This is a genomic window from Microbacterium sp. TNHR37B (genome assembly GCF_001620065.1).
Taxonomy (GTDB): domain Bacteria; phylum Actinomycetota; class Actinomycetes; order Actinomycetales; family Microbacteriaceae; genus Microbacterium.
In genome coordinates, this window is sequence record NZ_LQGV01000003.1 from 501590 (window position 1) to 517705 (window position 16116).

8 protein-coding genes and 1 pseudogene are annotated in these 16116 nt (G+C 71.3%); 5 read left to right on the forward strand and 4 right to left on the reverse strand.

What is annotated here, in order from left to right; translation table 11 throughout:
- Positions 1 to 66 precede the first annotated feature (66 nt).
- Positions 67 to 3699 (forward strand): PKD domain-containing protein, encoded by a 3633-nt coding sequence (locus AVP41_RS10615; RefSeq protein WP_067164138.1) that lies wholly within the window; start codon positions 67 to 69, stop codon positions 3697 to 3699.
- Positions 3700 to 3778: 79 nt separating this feature from the next.
- Here the strand turns inward: AVP41_RS10615 and AVP41_RS10620 are convergent, their stop codons facing one another.
- The 4 genes from AVP41_RS10620 to AVP41_RS10635 all read right to left on the reverse strand — a co-directional run bounded on the left by AVP41_RS10620 (position 3779) and on the right by AVP41_RS10635 (position 8706).
- Positions 3779 to 5167 (reverse strand): DivIVA domain-containing protein, encoded by a 1389-nt coding sequence (locus AVP41_RS10620; RefSeq protein ID WP_197464313.1) that lies wholly within the window; start codon positions 5165 to 5167, stop codon positions 3779 to 3781.
- Between the two features lie 99 nt (positions 5168 to 5266).
- On the reverse strand, positions 5267 to 7177 hold the full coding sequence (locus AVP41_RS10625) for a M3 family metallopeptidase (RefSeq protein WP_067164141.1): 1911 nt from the start codon (positions 7175 to 7177) through the stop codon (positions 5267 to 5269).
- A gap of 66 nt (positions 7178 to 7243) precedes the next feature.
- Positions 7244 to 8059 (reverse strand): AlbA family DNA-binding domain-containing protein, encoded by an 816-nt coding sequence (locus tag AVP41_RS10630; RefSeq protein ID WP_067164143.1) that lies wholly within the window; start codon positions 8057 to 8059, stop codon positions 7244 to 7246.
- 2 nt (positions 8060 to 8061) lie between these two features.
- Entirely contained in the window at positions 8062 to 8706 is a 645-nt protein-coding gene (locus tag AVP41_RS10635) for an NUDIX hydrolase family protein (RefSeq protein ID WP_067164145.1), read from the reverse strand.
- A gap of 51 nt (positions 8707 to 8757) precedes the next feature.
- Here AVP41_RS10635 and AVP41_RS10640 point away from each other — a divergent pair, with 51 nt between their 5' ends.
- The 4 genes and pseudogenes from AVP41_RS10640 (at position 8758) to AVP41_RS10650 (ending at position 16100) form a co-directional block, all read left to right on the forward strand.
- Positions 8758 to 9405, forward strand: a complete 648-nt coding sequence (locus tag AVP41_RS10640; protein WP_067165819.1) for an alpha/beta hydrolase — start codon at positions 8758 to 8760, stop codon at positions 9403 to 9405.
- A 382-nt stretch (positions 9406 to 9787) separates the two neighbouring features.
- Positions 9788 to 10189, forward strand: a pseudogene (locus AVP41_RS17125) (ATP-binding cassette domain-containing protein); the annotation flags it as partial.
- Between the two features lie 111 nt (positions 10190 to 10300).
- Positions 10301 to 11302: an ATP-binding cassette domain-containing protein gene (locus AVP41_RS17130; protein ID WP_442922796.1), complete on the forward strand. Its 1002-nt coding sequence runs from the start codon at positions 10301 to 10303 to the stop codon at positions 11300 to 11302.
- Positions 11303 to 11348: 46 nt separating this feature from the next.
- Positions 11349 to 16100, forward strand: a complete 4752-nt coding sequence (locus tag AVP41_RS10650; RefSeq protein WP_067164147.1) for an Lhr family ATP-dependent helicase — start codon at positions 11349 to 11351, stop codon at positions 16098 to 16100.
- Positions 16101 to 16116: the final 16 nt, after the last annotated feature.

A 16116-nucleotide genomic window follows, 5' to 3' on the forward strand; every position in this document is an offset into this window, starting at 1 on the left:
TCACGCCTCGGCGCCCCGCGCGCCTTCGTCAACGGCGCAGCGATGCGTCTTCATCTGGGGGATGAATTGGGTACTGCACTCTCGCGCGCTCTCTCGCGCGCACTTCCGGCGGCGACACCGCCGGGCGACGGAGCGGAACGGGCGTCGATCGCCCGCGTCCGCACCACTCGCGGCGTCGTCGCGGTGACGGTGGCCGCGCTGGCGGCGACGTTGGCCATCGCGGGGCCGGTGAGCCCCGCCTCCGCCGCCGCCGGGCCCGACACGGCCCCGCCGGAGCAGCGCAACTCCGCCACGGTCACCGCCGATCCGCTGCCCACCGTGCAGATCGACTCGGGTGTCGTCTGGACCCAGGCGATCGCCGGCAACACCGTGTTCGCGGGCGGATCCTTCAGCGCTGCTCGGCCCGCGGGCGCCGCTCCGGGTGAGCGGACCTTCCCGCGTCACAATCTCCTCGCGTACGACATCCGCACCGGCGAGGCGACCTCGTTCGCCCCGAAGATCGAAGGGACGGTCAAGTCCCTCGCGGTCTCGCCCGACGGCAAGACGCTGTATGTGGGCGGCGCCTTCAAGAAGGTCAACGACCAGGATCGCTTCTATCTTGCGGCCTTCGACGTGGCGACGGGGGAACTGACGAACTTCAAGGCCGCCATGGGCGGGGGCTACGTCAACGCGATCGCCGTGACCGATCGGACCGTCTATGTCGGCGGACTGTTCGGCGCCGCGAAGGGAGTGGGGCGGCAGAACCTCGCCGCGGTGACAACTAAGGGCGAGCTGCTGTCGTGGGCCCCGACCGCCGACCGGCAGATCGACGCCATGACGCTGACGCCCGAGGGCGACAAGGTCATCATCGGGGGGCGCTTCCGCCTCGTCAACGGTGCCGTGCAGCCCGGTCTTGCCGCCCTCGACGCGGTCACCGGCACCAAGGTGCGATGGGCGGCGCAGGACACCATCCAGAACGCGAAGTCCGCGGTCGAGACTCACCTCGACAAGGGCGGAATCTGGAACCTGACGACGGATGGCAAAGCGGTCTACGGCACGGGGTGGACGCTGTTCGGCAAGGTCGTCGGCAACCTCGAGGGCGCCTTCTCGGCGAACCCGTCGACGGGCGCGCTGAACTGGGTCGCGGACTGCCACGGCGACCACTACGGCGTGTACTCCGACGGCACGAACGTCTACACCGCCAATCACGCGCACGACTGCTCGACCGTCGGCGGCTTCCCCGAGGGCGGAAAGACCAACCAACGTCACGCGACGGTCTACACCACCGCGACGAAGGGCAAGCTGGGCCCCGCGCTCAAGCCCGACTACTACCAGACCTGGGAGGGCACGAACGCGCCCGCATTCGTCGACTGGTCGCCGGAGTGGGTCACCGGGACGGCGACCGGCATGGGTCAGGCCACCTGGTCGGTCACCGGAAACGGTGAGTACGTCGTCTATGGCGGGGAGTTCCCGTTCGTCAACAAGAAGCGCAGCCAGGGCATCGCGCGTTTCGCGGTGAACCCGCCCGGCGGGCCGAAGGAAGGGCCGCAGAAGTCCGGCACCGACTGGGCTCCCACCGCGTCGTCGGCGGGCGGCTCCGGCATGGTGCGCGTGACGGTTCCGCTCAACTGGGACCGCGATGACCTCTCGCTCACCTACGACCTCTACGTCGACGGCATCGACGCCCCGATCGGCTCGGCGACGGTCGACTCCCCGTTCTGGGAGCGCACCAAGACCGTGACCGTCATCGGTTCCGGGCTCACTCCGGGCGCGACCTACACGGCGCGCATTGTCGCTCGCGACGGTGACGGCAACAGCGCGACGAGCGCCACCACCACTGCCACCGCGGGCGTCAAGGCTGCCTCGGTGTACGCCGACCAGGTGCGTGCCGACGGCGCCAGCCTGCTGTGGCGTCTCGGGACGACCGGCAGTGCTGCCAACGGCGGCAACGGCGGAACCGACTGGGTCGGCAGCAACGACGCCGTCTTCGGTTCGGGCGTCGGGAGCAAGACCACCGACGGTGCGATCGCGAACGACGACAAGACCTCGGCGACGGTGAACGGCACCGCGTCGGCCTGGGCTCGGGCCAAGACCGCCACCCCGCTGGGCGGCGCCTTCGCGACGGAGATCTGGGTCAAGACCAACACCACCAAGGGCGGCTGGCTCAGCGGATACCGCACGCCTGCGTCAGGAACCGTCGAGCTCAGCGACCGCATGGTCTACATGCGCAACGACGGCAAGCTGACCTTCGGCCTGCGCACCGGGGTGTACACCACTGTGAGCACGACCAAGGCGTACAACGACAACAAGTGGCATCACGTGGTCGCCCAGCTCAGCCCGACGGGCGGCATGGAGCTCTACGTCGACGGCACGCGTGTGGCGAGCAACTCCGCCATCACGTCGGCGCGCGCGTACACGGGCTTCTGGCAGGTCGGTGGCGACACCATCACCAGCGGCTGGCCGACCCGCCCCTCGTCGTCGTTCCTCAGCGGCCAGATCGACGAGTTCGCGGTGTACCCGCAGGCGCTCACGGCGGCGCAGATCAAGACGCACCACGCGATCGGCACGGGAGCGAAGGCTCCGAGCGCCGTCGTGACCACCAGCGGGAAGGACCTCGCGTGGGCCTTCGACGGATCGGGGTCGAAGGCCACCACGGGCGACATCGCGGGCTACGCGTGGAACTTCGGCGACGGAACGACCGGGACGGGGCGCACGGCATCGCACGAGTACGCGAAGCCCGGCACCTACACCGTGGCGCTCACCGTGACCGACGCGGGCGGGTTGTCCCAGACCACCCGCGCGACCGTCACGGCTACAGCCCCGAGGATCGCGCCCACGGCGGCGTTCTCTTCGAAGGCCCGCGATCTCGCGGTCTCCTTCGACGGCGGAGCATCCAGCGCGGAGTCCGGCACCTCGGTGGCGGCCTACCGATGGGACTTCGGTGACGGCACGTCCGGTACCGGCAGCGCGCCGACCCACGAGTACACCGAGGCGGGAACCTACGCGGTCAGCCTGGTCGTCACCGACGCCCGCGGGATCGACAGTGAGACCGTGACGCACGACGTGACAGTCTCCGCGCCCGAGGCGGGGTTGATCGCCCGCGACACGTTCGAGCGGTCGGTGTCGTCCGGATGGGGCGAGGCGACGAGCGGAGCGACGTGGGTCACCCCCGCGGGCTTCGCCGTGGCCGACGGCGTCGGAACGATCGAGGTCGGCCGCAGCCAGACCAAGACGGCGGTCCTGACCGGCGCCGTTGCGCGCGACGTCGACGCCCGCGCGGTGTTCGGAACCGAAGCGGTCTCGGACGGCGGCGGAGTCCACCTCAACCTGGCCGTTCGCGCCTCCGACTCGGGGGCCTACCGCCTGAAACTGCGCATCGCCTCGACCGGCGTGGTCACCGCGAGTACGGCCAAGCTCCTGGGCTCCACCGAGACGCTCCTGACCTCGCGTGCCGTGCCGGACTACGTCCACACCGCGGGCGGACGCCTCCACACGCGCCTGCAGGCCGTGAGCGAGGGCGGAACGACCACCCTGCGCGCGAAGGTCTGGCCCGTGGGAACCGAAGAGCCCGACGCGTGGCTCATCGTGTCGACCGATGCGGAGGCAGAACTGCAGGACGCCGGTTCACTGCGCATCAGCGCCTACCTGACCGGCACCAGCACGAACGGGCCGGCCCGGATCACCGTCGACGACATCGAGGCGCAGCAGCCCGCGCTGTAGGGGTCTCATCGAGAAAGGCGGCGTCCCCGCGCACGATACGTGTTCGGGGGCGCCGCCTCTCGTCGTCGACGGGGTAGCGCTAGCGAGCGTCGCTCCGCTCGGCCGCCGCCTCCGCCTCCGCCTCCGCCTCCGGCTCATCTTCAGTCTCCGCGACAGCGTCCGGCTCAGCCACGTCGTCGAGGTCGGGCTCGACGTCCGCGGGCCCGAACCCCGGCGCGGCCTCGGTGACGCTCGACGCGTCCTCGTCGAGCGTCGCAGACTCATCCGCGTCGGACGCTTTCGCCGTCTCGGCGCCACCGGCCGCCTCGCCGCGCATCAGCTCGCGGACCTCGGACATGAAGCTCGTGAGCTGGTGCTGCTGCCACCGCAACTGGCGGGTGCGGTCCTCGGCGTCGCGCAGGACCGATTCGGAGTGCGCCGTGACCGTGTCGATGATCTGCTGCGCGCGCACGCGCGCGCGGTCGAGCTGCTCCCGGGCCTTGAGGTGGGCATCCGCCTCGATCTGCTGCGCCTGGGCGCGCATGAGACGGTCGAAGTCGTCGGCCTTCGCCGTGATGCGCTGCGCATGCTCCAGCGACGAAGCGACCTGCTCGTTCGCGTCCTTGGTGATGCGCTCCGCGTGAGCGACGGCCTGATTGTGGAGCATGAGGAACTCCTGCTGGGCGTCGTCCTGCCGGCGGGTGAGGGACTCCTCGAACTCCAGCGCGCGCATGCGGAGCTCGCGCACCGCCTCCTCGGCCTCCGCGCGTGCCTGCTCAGTCTCGCGGGCCACGAGCGACCGCAGGGCCGCCGCGCCCTTCTCCGACTCGGTGCGGATGGCAGCGGCCTCCTGCTCGGCCTGCGAGACCTTCTCGGCGGCATGGGCGCGTTCGCGCTCCAGCTGCGCCTCGTGAGCCGTCCGTTCCGTCTCGGTCGCCAGACGCACCTGCTGCGCGTCGTGCTCGGCGCGCGCCACGATCGCGTCGGCGTCGGCCTGGGCCTCCTGACGGCGGGTCTGGATCTCGGCGTGCGCGGCCTCGAGGAGCCGGTCGGCCTGGATGCTCGCGTTCTTGATGAGGAGGCTCGCCTGCTCCTCCGCGACGTGGAGCACCTCCTCGAAACGGCGCCGGTTCGCGGATTCCCCAGAGGCGCCGAGGAGCTCTTCGGTGAGGGTCTGCACCTGCTCCTCCGCGTTGGCCGCTTGCGCGTTGGCGACGGCGAGTTCCGCTTCGAGCTCCTCGACGCGTCTGCTGCTCTGCGCCTGCGCGGAGTCGATCGCCCGACGGTGCCGGTCCTTCAGCTGGGCCAGCTCCTCGCCCTGGATCCGCAGCCGGGTGGTGAGCTCGGAGAGCGCGGCATCGACCTCGCCCTTGTCGTAGCCGCGGAACGCCGTCGTGAAGTGCGATTCCGCGGCCCCCTCCTGCCCACGCAGCAGGTCGTCGAAGGGCGACGACTCATCGGACGGGGCGGGCAGGTGCTGATCGGGCATGGGGGACTCCACGGGACGAGAGGCGGTCGAGTCGGCATCGGCAGTACCGGCACTCCGAAGGTTACCGCTCCGCGCAGTCCGGCCGCTGGGGCGAGTCGTTCAGTTTCCGCTCAACCACTGCCGATACGCGTCGAACGTGTAGGGGCGCCCCAAGAAGCGCTCCACGAGGTCGGCCCCGTCGCGGCTTCCCCCCGGCTCCAGGATCTCGCGGCGATAGCGCTCGGCCACCGCGGGATTCATGAGGTCGTCGCCGAAGGCCGCGCGCAGGTCGCGCGCGATGACGAGGCTCCACTGATACGTGTAGTAGCACGACCCATAGCCGGTGAGGTGACCGAAGCCGGCGTAGGAATGACCACCGGGAAGGGGACGCACGGGAGAGGTCTCGCGGTACCAGCGTTCGGTCGCGGCGGCGATGTCGGCGGGCGTCTCGACGTGCAGCCGATACGACACCTCTGCGTGACCGAGCTGGCGACGCACCTCGAGGGCGCGGCCGAACCCGTCGGCCACCTGCATGCGCTCGACGAGGTCGGCGGGGATCGGCTCCTCGTCGGCACCGGCGGTGAAGGTGGCCAGGACCGAGGGGTCCCACGCCCAGTCCTCCAGCAGCTGGCTGGGCGCTTCCACGAAATCCCACTCGGTCGCCACGCCACTGAACCGCACGAAGCGCTGCCGACCGCCCAGGATGTCGTGGACGAGGTGCCCGAACTCGTGGAAGAAGGTGACCACTTCGTCGTGCGTCATGAGCCCTCGGGAGAAGTTGCACAGGAGCACCGCCTCCGGAAGCACCCGTCCGGCGACGCCCGGGACCAGCCCGAAACAGGCGGCGTGACTGTATTTGCCCTCGCGGGGGTGGAGGTCGAGGTGCACGCGCCCCAGCCGGTCGTCCTTCCGCAACACGTCGTAGGTCAGGACGTCCTCGTGCCACGCACCGATCTCGACCGGGACGAAACGGAGGTCGAGGAGTCTCGAGGCCGTCTCCAGCACACCGGGGAGCACACGGGAGAAGGAGAAGTAGGACCGGACGAGCTGCGCATCCACGTCGTGACGCTCCTGCCGCAGCTGGCTCAGGAGGTAGAACAGGTCGGCGACGGTGACCTCTTCCGCGTCCGGATCGTCGCGACGGAGGCGATCGAGAAGGAGCGGGTACTCGGCGGCCGCCGCGGCGGCCGAGGCCTCGTCGAGCCGGTCGAGGAAGGTCCGCACGGCGGCAGCGGAACCGATCATGCGCGGCTCGGTCTCGTAATCCGCCCACGTCGCGTACCCGAGGAGGCGCGCGCGCTCGGCTCGCACGGCGAGCAGTTCGGAGAGGATCTCGTCATTCTCGGGCCAGGCGAGATCGTTGTAGGCCGACACCAGCGCCACGCGTGTGGCGCGCACCCGGGCGTACTCTCGCACCGGCATGAGATCGGTGTAGTCGGTCGTCAGGGTGACGAAGCCCTCGTCATCGGCGGGGCGGGCATCGAGGAAGTCCTGCGGGAGGCCGACGAGGTCTTCCGCGGGCACCCGGACCTCACGCCGGCCCTCGCGGATGTTCCGCGAGAATGCGAGGCTCAGCGCCGTGTCGCGATCGGTGAGTTCGCGCACGCGCTCGCGTTCCTCGGCCGGGAGGTCGACTCCACCCCGGCGGAAATCCCGCAGGACGTGAGCGAGAAAGCGCGCCGACTCGTCGTCGAGAGCGGCGCCCTCGTGGGCGCGGAGCGCATCGAAGAGGGAGGCATCGCGCACGCGAGCGGACGCGACGGCGTCGAGCTTCTGGACCGCCGCCTCGGCCGCCGCGCGCACGGCGGCGTCGGGGTGGGCTTCACTGAGAAGGTACGCCTCGTTCATCGCGCCGGTCAGCGCGAGGTCGGCGTTGTTCCAGAGGTCGAGCGCGGCTTCCGGGGTCGCCGCGGTGGGGAGGCGGGCGTCGAACTCGCGGACGAGGGCGATCGCCCCGTCGGCGTTCCCTTCCGCGGCAGTCAGCCAGCCCTCGAGGTCGGTGGGGAAGACGAACGGCTCCAGGGGCTCCATGCGTTCGAGCCTAGAGGGACGTTCGAGCCGGGAGGGACGTTCGAGTCGAGCGGGACGCGGGCCTTGTCACCGGCGACCCAGGAGGAACGTGGCCAGCGTCGGCCGCCAATGCTGCGACACGTACGCGAGCGCCTCGTCGACGCCGAAGGCGCGGGTGGAGTTGCCCACTCTCACCCACAACTCGGTGCTCCCGCCCTGCGTCAGAAAAACCGGCTCGGGTGCGCGCGGGCACCGCACGGCGCACACCGTCGCCCCCTCGACCTCGGCGAAGCGGATCCGAGGCAACGCCGCCGCGTTCTTGCCGAGCGTCGTGGCGAGGAGGTCGCGCAGCCAGAGCTCGAACCGGTCCGCGTCGGGAGTGCGCAGGGTCGCGAAGTCGCGGTCGAGGCCGACGGGCCGCCCCTCATCGTCGGCGCCGATGACCAGGGTGCCGCCGCGGCTGTTCAGGAACGCCGCCACCGTCTTGGCGACGACGGCCTCCATGCGGGCGTCTTTCTTGTCCTCCCGCACGTTCCAGCGGGCCGTCTCCTTGAACTCCACGCGTTCGGACTCGCCCGCATGCAGGAGCGCGGCGATGTCGACTCCGGAGCCGTCACGCCGCAGCAGGACGGCGACGCCGGCGACGAGGAGCGACAGACCGAGGCTGCACCCCGCGGCGATGAGAAGCGTCATCGGCATCCAGATGCGAAGCCCCGCGAACAGCCAGCCCGAGACGAACAGGCCAGCGCTCAGACCCAGCACCGAGACGATCGTCATGACGGACAACGGCAGCGAGAGACGGCGGCCGAAGAGCGCCCGCAACGCCCAGGCGATGAGGAACGAGACGGCCAGGGCGACCGGGAGAGCAAGAGCGAAGTCGACGAGGAGGGCGCTGCGCGGCATGGTCAGCGCAACGCCCCGACCGACGCGAGGGCGTGGCGGACCAGCGTGCCCCGGCCGCCCTCCATCTCGGCGGCGAGGTTGTCGGACGCCGCTTCCTGCGGTGACATCCAGGTCACCTCGAGCGCATCCTGTCGAGGCTCGCAGGTGCCCGTGACCGGCACGACGAAGGCGAGGGACACCGCGTGCTGACGATCGTCGTGGTACGCGCTGATTCCGGGGAGAGGGAAGTACTCCGCCACGGTGAACGGCACCGGCTGCGGCGGGAGCAGGGGGAACGCCATGGGGCCCAGGTCGTTCTCCAGATGACGGAAGAGGGCGTCGCGCACCGTCTCGCCATAGCGCACCCGCCCGGAGACGATCGTGCGGGTGATCTCGCCGAGCGGTGTCGCGCGCAACAGGATCCCGACCTCGGTCACCGCCCCGGTGCCGTCGGTGCGGACCGGAACCGCCTCGACATAGAGGATCGGGAGTCGCCGTCGGGCTTCGGCCAGCTCGATGTCGCTCAACCAGCCGGGATTGGCCGCGGAGCCGGGCGCAGGCGAGCCGAAGGATCCGGCCTGCCCGTCGCGACCGAAGCCGCGCAGCGGGTCGCGCGGGGTCTCGTCGTCGCGGTCGCTCGGGTCGGGGTCGGGAGTGCGGACGGCCATGCCTCCATGTATACCTCCTCCGCGTCGGCGGGGTCGGAGAGAATGGTCGGCATGAGTCCGATCCCCCGGCTGGATGCCGACGCGGTGCTGTGGAGCGCCCCGCCGTCGGAGCGCGAGGGCCGGCCCGTCCTCGTGCTGCTGCACGGCTACGGCTCCGAGGAGCGCGATCTGTTCGCCCTCGTCCCGCACCTGCCGCCGGAGTACGTCGTGGCCGCCGTGCGCGCTCCCCTGGCGCCTCCGTTCCCGACGCCCGGATGGTCCTGGTTCCCGATCGAGGGACTGCACGGCCGCGACCCGGAGGGCACGACCGCCGCCGCCGAGGCCTTCCTGGAGTGGCTCGACGACGCCGTCGAAGCCCCGACCGTCGGGTTGCTCGGCTTCTCGCAGGGAGCCGTCGTGGCTCTGCAGGCGTTGCGCCTGCGCCCGCAGGCATTCGCGTTCGCGGTGGCCCTCGCCGGCTACGTCGACGCGGCTCCCCTCCCCGGCGACGCCGAGCTGGCGACGCGCCGACCCCCGGTGTTCTGGGGACGCGGCTCCCGCGATGAGGTCATTCCCGCCGACCGCGTCGCCCACACGGTGCAGTGGCTCCCCGACCACGTCGACCTCAGCGGACGCGTCTACGAGGGATTGGCGCACAGCGTGTCCGCCCAGGAGCTCGACGATGTCCGCGTCTTCCTCGACAAGCGCCGGGACCCGTGAGGCGGCGACGGCCTCGGGTATAGTCGAGGGGTCCCCCGTCCCAAGTGTGAGGAAGACCGTTGAAGGGTTTCGACGCCGCGCTGTGATCCCGCGCTAGCCGTCGCCCTCCGTTCTTCCATCCCGGACCGGACTCGCTGCGACGTCTGCGCTCCCATCCCGCGCTGACGTCGACTCCCTCCCGCCTCCTCCGGCCTCGGCCGTCGAGCGCGCTCCGGTGTCCGTGGCGTCCGCGCACCCCCGATCCGCGATCGGGGCCACCGACACCTGGGAGGCACTCATGCCTGCGAACTCCACCGCGGTCACCCTCGACCGCATCTCTTTCACCTGGCCCGACGGCACCGTCGCCCTCGACGGCGTCAGCGGCGCCTTCGACACCGGGCGCACCGGCCTGGTCGGCCGCAACGGCGCCGGGAAGTCGACGCTCCTCTCCCTCATCGCGGGCGAACGCGCGCCGTCGGCCGGCCAGATCCTCGTCGCGGGGGCCGTGGACCGGCTGCCGCAGCAGCTGACGCTCGACGTCGACCGCCCGGTCGCGGACCTGCTCGGCGTCGGCGACGCCGTCCGCGCCGTGCGGGCCATCACCTCCGGCGACGTCGACCCCGCACACTTCGACGCCGTCGGCGACGACTGGGACGTCGAAGCCCGCGCCGAGGCCGCGCTCGCCGAAGCCGGGCTCCCCGCCGGCGCACTCGACCGCCGGGTGGGAACCCTCTCCGGCGGCGAGGCCGTGCTGGCGGCGCTCGTCGGCGTGCGCCTGCGGGGCGCACCCATCGCGCTGCTGGATGAACCGACAAACAACCTCGACCGCGATGCGCGTGCTCGTGTCTACGATCTGGTCCGCTCGTGGCGCGGGACGCTCATCGTCGTGAGCCACGACACCCGGCTACTGGATCTCATGGACGACACCGCCGAGCTCTACCGCGGCGGGCTGTCGGTGTTCGGCGGCGGGTACACCGCATGGCGGGAGGCACTCGAGGCCGAACAGGCCGCGGCACGTCAGGCCGAGACCGCGGCGCGTCAGGTGGTCCGCCGCGAGAAGCGCGACCGCCTCCAGACCGAGACGAAGATCGCCCATCGGCAGGCGGCCGGGCACAAGGCCCAGGTCGAGAAGCGTGTGCCGGGAATCGTGGCCGGGAATCGCAAGCGCGCCGCCCAAGTCACGGCCGGAAAGCTGCGCACGGACGCCGCGGAGAAGGTGGCGTCCGCCCGGGCGAGTCTCGACGCGGCCGAACGCCGCGTCCGCGACGACGAGTCGGTCCACATCGATCTCCCCGACCCCGGCGTGGCGACGGGCAGACGCATCGCGACACTCGGCGACGCCTACCGCGAATGGGTCGTGCAGGGTCCCGAGCGCGTTGCCCTCATCGGCCCCAACGGGGCCGGCAAGACGACGCTCGTGGAACGACTGGTGGCGCACGCGGATCGAGACCGAGACCGAGACCGAGGCGCGGATCCCCGATTCGCGAGCCTCCGCGCCCTGGCCCACACCGACCGGATCGGCTACCTCTCCCAGCGGGTCGACGGCCTCGACGACACCCGAACCGTGCTGGAGAACCTCCGCACTCCCGGGATGGGCGACGTGGAGCTGCGCAACCGTCTGGCTCGGTTCCTCCTGCGCGGCGATGCCGTCCACCGCCCGGTGTCGGCGTTGTCGGGTGGCGAACGGTTCCGGGCCGCTCTGGCTCGCCTGCTGTTCACCGACCCGCCTCCGCAACTGCTCGTGCTCGATGAGCCGACGAACAACCTCGACCTGGACACGGTCGACCAGCTCGTCGACGCCCTCGCGGTGTACGGCGGCGCGGTGGTCGTCGTCAGCCACGACGACGGCTTCCTGCACCGGGTCGGTCCGGATCTCGTGCTGGAACTGCGAGACGGACAGCTCACGGAGAGGCGGTGAGGCAAGACCTGGCGCCGATGTCGGCGCACGGGGTGAAGATGTACTGATGGCCGACGTGCTCGAACGGTTCGGTCCTGCGACGCAGGACTGGTTTCGTGGCGCCTTCCACCGGCCCACCGACGCCCAGGCCGGCGCATGGCAGACCATCTCGGCCGGAGCACACGCGCTCGTGGTCGCCCCCACCGGCTCCGGGAAGACCCTGTCGGCGTTCCTGTGGTCGATCGACCGGATCTTCCACGACAAGCAGGACTCCCCGCCGCCGGCCGAGAAGGGACGGGCGAAGGATCCCCGCCCGCCCCGCACGCGCGTGCTCTACATCTCTCCGCTGAAAGCCCTCGGCGTCGATGTGGAGAGAAACCTCCGGTCACCGCTCGTGGGAATCGGCCAGTCGGCGCGGCGCCTGGGAGTCGCGGTCCCCGACATCACGGTCGGCGTGCGCTCCGGAGACACGGCGTCCGCGGATCGGCGAAAGCTCGTGTCCGACCCGCCCGACATCCTCATCACCACTCCCGAATCGCTCTACCTCATGCTGACCTCCCAGGCCGGTCAGACCCTCCGCGGCGTGCACACCGTGATCGTCGACGAGGTGCACGCCGTCGCGGCGACCAAACGCGGCGCTCATCTGGCCGTCAGCCTGGAACGCCTCGACGCCCTGCGGCGCGACAGCGATCCCGATGCCGCCCCGGTACAGCGCATCGGGCTCTCCGCGACGGTGCGTCCCATCGACGAGGTCGCACGGTTCCTCGGCGGCTCCCAGCCGGTGGAGATCGTGGCTCCCCGAGCGAGCAAGGCGTTCGACCTGTCGGTCGTCGTACCGATGGACGACATGCGCCATCCTCCCCCGCCGCCGGGGAGCGAGCCGGCGAACCCGCCCGACGACTCTCCCGGAAGCGACGACGCCCAGGCGAGCGCTCCCGGGCCGGCGTGGTACGACGCGGCACCGGGCGCCTCCCCCGCCGGCGCGGCGGGGTCGACGGAGATGACAGGGTCGGTGTGGCCACACGTCGAGGAGGCGATCGTCGACCGCATCCTCGCTCATCGCTCCACGATCGTCTTCGCGAACTCTCGTCGCCTCGCCGAGCGCCTGACCGGACGGCTGAACGAGATCTACGCCGAGCGGCTCGGGATCGAGCTCCCCGACGCCGCCGTCCCCGCCGCGATGATGGCGCAGGCCGGCTCCTCAGCCGGCGCCGACCCGGTGCTGGCCAAGGCGCATCACGGCTCGGTGTCGAAGGAGCAGCGTGCGCAAGTCGAAGACGAGCTGAAGTCCGGGGCGCTGCGGTGCGTCGTGGCGACGAGCAGTCTCGAACTCGGGATCGACATGGGCGCGGTCGACCTGGTCATCCAGGTCGAGGCGCCCCCGTCCGCGGCCTCGGGCCTGCAACGTGTCGGGCGCGCGGGACACCAGGTGGGCGAGGTCAGCCGCGCTGCGTTGTTCCCCAAGCACCGCGGCGACGTCCTGCACACCGCCGTGGTGACCGAGCGCATGCTGGCGGGGAAGATCGAGGCGATCGCCGTTCCCCAGAACCCGCTCGACATCCTCGCGCAGCAGACCGTGGCCGCATGCGCGACGGGACAGGTCGATGTCGAGGAGTGGTTCGACACCGTCAAGCGTTCGGCGCCGTTCCGCTCGCTGCCGCGCTCGGCGTACGAGGCGACGCTGGATCTCCTCGCAGGCCGTTTCCCCTCCGACGAGTTCGCCGAGCTCCGCCCGCGCGTGGTGTGGGATCGAGATCACGGCGTGCTCACCGGACGGCCCGGGTCCCAGCGCATCGCGGTGACCAGCGGTGGCACGATCCCCGACCGCGGCCTGTTCGGGGTGTTCGTCGCGGGCGAGACGCGCAACGCCCGCGTCGGCGAGCTCGACGAGGAGATGGTCTACGAGTCCCGCGTCGGCGACGTCTTCACGCTCGGAACGACGAGTTGGCGGATCGTCGAGATCACCCACGATCGGGTCAATGTGCTTCCGGCGTTCGGGCAGCCCGGCAAGCTCCCGTTCTGGCACGGCGACGGCCTCGGTCGCCCCGCCGAGCTGGGTGAGGCCCTCGGCGCGTTCTCCCGGGAGATCTCGAGCGCACCGCCCGAGAAGGCGACCGCTCGGCTCCGCGAGTCGGGACTGGACGACAACGCCATCGGCAATCTCCTGTCGTATCTGAGCGAGCAGCGCGAAGCGACCGGCACGCTTCCCACCGACAGGACACTCACGGTCGAGCGCTCTCGTGACGAGGTGGGCGACTGGCGCATCATCCTGCATTCCCCGTACGGCATGCACGTGCATGCGCCGTGGGCGCTGGCGGTGAACGCGCGGATCCGGGAGCGATTGGGCGTGGAGGGCTCAGCCGTCGCGAGCGACGACGGGATCATCGCCCGCGTGCCGGACGCCGAGTCCGAGCCTCCGGATGCCGAGCTGTTCGTGTTCGACCCCGTCGAGCTGGAGCAGATCGTCACCGACGAGGTGGGAGGGTCGGCGCTGTTCGCCTCCCGATTCCGCGAGTGCGCGGCCCGGGCGCTGCTGCTGCCGCGACTGAACCCGCAGAAGCGCTCCCCCTTGTGGCAGCAACGGCAGAAGTCGGCGCAGCTGCTCGAGGTCGCCCGTAAGCACCCCACCTTCCCGATCATCCTCGAGACCCTCCGCGAAGTCCTCCAAGACGTGTACGACGTGCCGGCTCTGCTGCGGATCGCCCGCGCGATCGGCGACCGTCGCATCCGCCTGATCGAGACCACCACGTCGCAGCCCTCTCCCTACGCACGGGATCTGCTGTTCGGCTATGTCGGCGCGTTCATGTACGAGGGCGACTCCCCGCTCGCGGAACGTCGCGCCGCCGCGCTCTCGGTCGACCCGGCGCTGCTGGGCGAGCTGCTCGGCAAGGTCGAGATGCGCGAGCTGCTCGATCCGGGGATCATCGCGCAGTTCGAACGCGAGGTGCAACGGCTCGATCCCTCCCGGCGGGTGCATGGTCTCGAAGGCGTCGCCGATCTGCTGCGACTGCTCGGCCCCCTCGACGCCGACGAGGTGGCCGAGCGGCTTGCCCAGGACGACGTCGCGGCGGACGACGCGAGCACCACAGCGGCCTCGACGGACCAGGCGGGTGCGCACCTCGACGCCCTTGTCTCGGCGAGGCGCGCGATCCGCGTGACGGTCGCGGGAGTGCCGCAGGTGGCGGCCATCGAAGACGCCGGACGGCTGCGCGATGCGCTCGGAGCGGCCCTTCCGGTAGGCATCCCCACGGCCTTCCTGGAGCCGGTCGTGGACCCGCTCGCCGACCTCGTCGCACGCTTCGCCCGCACCCATGCCCCCTTCCGCACCTCGGATGTGGCGCGGCGGCTCGGTATCGGTGCAGCCGTCGCCCGGCAGTCCCTGCAGCGACTGGAGTCGCAGGGGCGGGTCTCCAGCGGCTACTTCCTTCCCGAGCAGGCCGCCGATCGCGCCGCGGACAACGACCTGGAGTGGTGCGACAGCGAGGTGCTGCGCCGCCTCCGGATGCGGTCGCTGGCGGCGTTGCGCGGCGCGGTCGAACCGGTCGAGCCCACGGCGTTCGCACGCTTCCTCCCCGCCTGGCAGCACGTCGGATCCTCCGGCGTCGGACGGGGACTGGACGGGATCGACGGTGTCCTCGCCGTGATCGAGCAGTTGGCGGGGGTGCCGCTGCCGGCCAGCGCGTGGGAGTCCCTCATCCTGCCCGCGCGGGTCACCGACTACGCCCCGGCGATGCTCGACGAGCTCACCGCCACCGGAGAGGTGCTCTGGTCCGGGCACGGCTCGCTGCCCGGGCGCGACGGATGGATCGCGCTCCATCCCGCCGACACCGCGGCCTTCACCCTGCGCTTGCAGGACCGCTCGCCGGAGTCGGCGCTGGAGGAGCGGGTGCGCGAGGTGCTCGCCGGCGGCGGCGCCTACTTCGCCTCGCAACTGGTCGCCCTGGTCGGAGCCGAGAACGAGCAGTCGGTCGTGGAGGCGCTGTGGAACCTGGCGTGGAGCGCACAGGTGACCAACGACACCTTCTCACCCGTGCGGATGCTCCTGGCGGGAGGCTCGCAAGCCCACCGGGCCGTGCGGAGGACCCCGCGCGCCCGCATGTTCCGGGGCACCCCGATCGCCCGCCCGACCACCGCGCCGCACCGCCCGCCCCTCGTCGGCGGACGCTGGTCGCTCTTGCCCGCCCCCGAGTCCGACGGGACGCTGCGGGCGGCGGCGGCCGCGAGCCTGCTCCTGGAGCGTTATGGGGTCGTCACCCGCGGGTCCGTGCAGGCCGAGGAACTGCCGGGTGGCTTCGCGCAGGCCTACCGCACCCTCGCCGGGTTCGAGGAGACCGGACACTGCCGACGCGGCTACTTCATCGAGAAGCTGGGCGCGGCGCAGTTCGCCACCTCGGCCACGGTCGACCGTCTGCGCACGTTCGGCGGCGCATCCGACGAGGACGCACCGGCCCTGGAAGCGGTCACCCTGGCCGCCACCGACCCGGCCAACGCCTACGGAGCCGCGCTGCCGTGGCCCGCGCAGGACGGTGGACACCGCCCGGGCCGGAAGGCGGGAGGCCTGGTCGTGCTCGTCGATGGTCGCCTCGTGCTGTACCTGGAACGTGGAGGCCGGTCGGCACTCGCGTTCACCGATGACGAGCCGGTGTTGGATGCGGCGTCACGCAGTCTCGTCGAGACGGCACGGGCCCGACGGCTGGACACCCTCACGATCGAGAAGGTGAACGGCGCGTTCGTCTACGGCACCCCCGTCGGTCGCGCGCTCCGCGATGCCGGGTTCGTGGAGTCCACGCGCGGCGTCACCCTGCGCAGGGCACGATGACCTGCGGAGGAACGAG

What these genes read in the sequence shown, in the direction of transcription:
- AVP41_RS10620 (WP_197464313.1), bottom strand. Translation starts at nt 5,167, where the DNA reads ATGCCCGATCAGCACCTGCCCGCCCCGTCCGATGAGTCGTCGCCCTTC.
- AVP41_RS10625 (WP_067164141.1), bottom strand. Translation starts at nt 7,177, where the DNA reads ATGGAGCCCCTGGAGCCGTTCGTCTTCCCCACCGACCTCGAGGGCTGG.
- AVP41_RS10630 (WP_067164143.1), bottom strand. Translation starts at nt 8,059, where the DNA reads ATGCCGCGCAGCGCCCTCCTCGTCGACTTCGCTCTTGCTCTCCCGGTC.
- AVP41_RS10635 (WP_067164145.1), bottom strand. Translation starts at nt 8,706, where the DNA reads ATGGCCGTCCGCACTCCCGACCCCGACCCGAGCGACCGCGACGACGAG.
- AVP41_RS10640 (WP_067165819.1), top strand. Translation starts at nt 8,758, where the DNA reads ATGAGTCCGATCCCCCGGCTGGATGCCGACGCGGTGCTGTGGAGCGCC.
- AVP41_RS17130 (WP_442922796.1), top strand. Translation starts at nt 10,301, where the DNA reads ATGGACGACACCGCCGAGCTCTACCGCGGCGGGCTGTCGGTGTTCGGC.
- AVP41_RS10650 (WP_067164147.1), top strand. Translation starts at nt 11,349, where the DNA reads ATGGCCGACGTGCTCGAACGGTTCGGTCCTGCGACGCAGGACTGGTTT.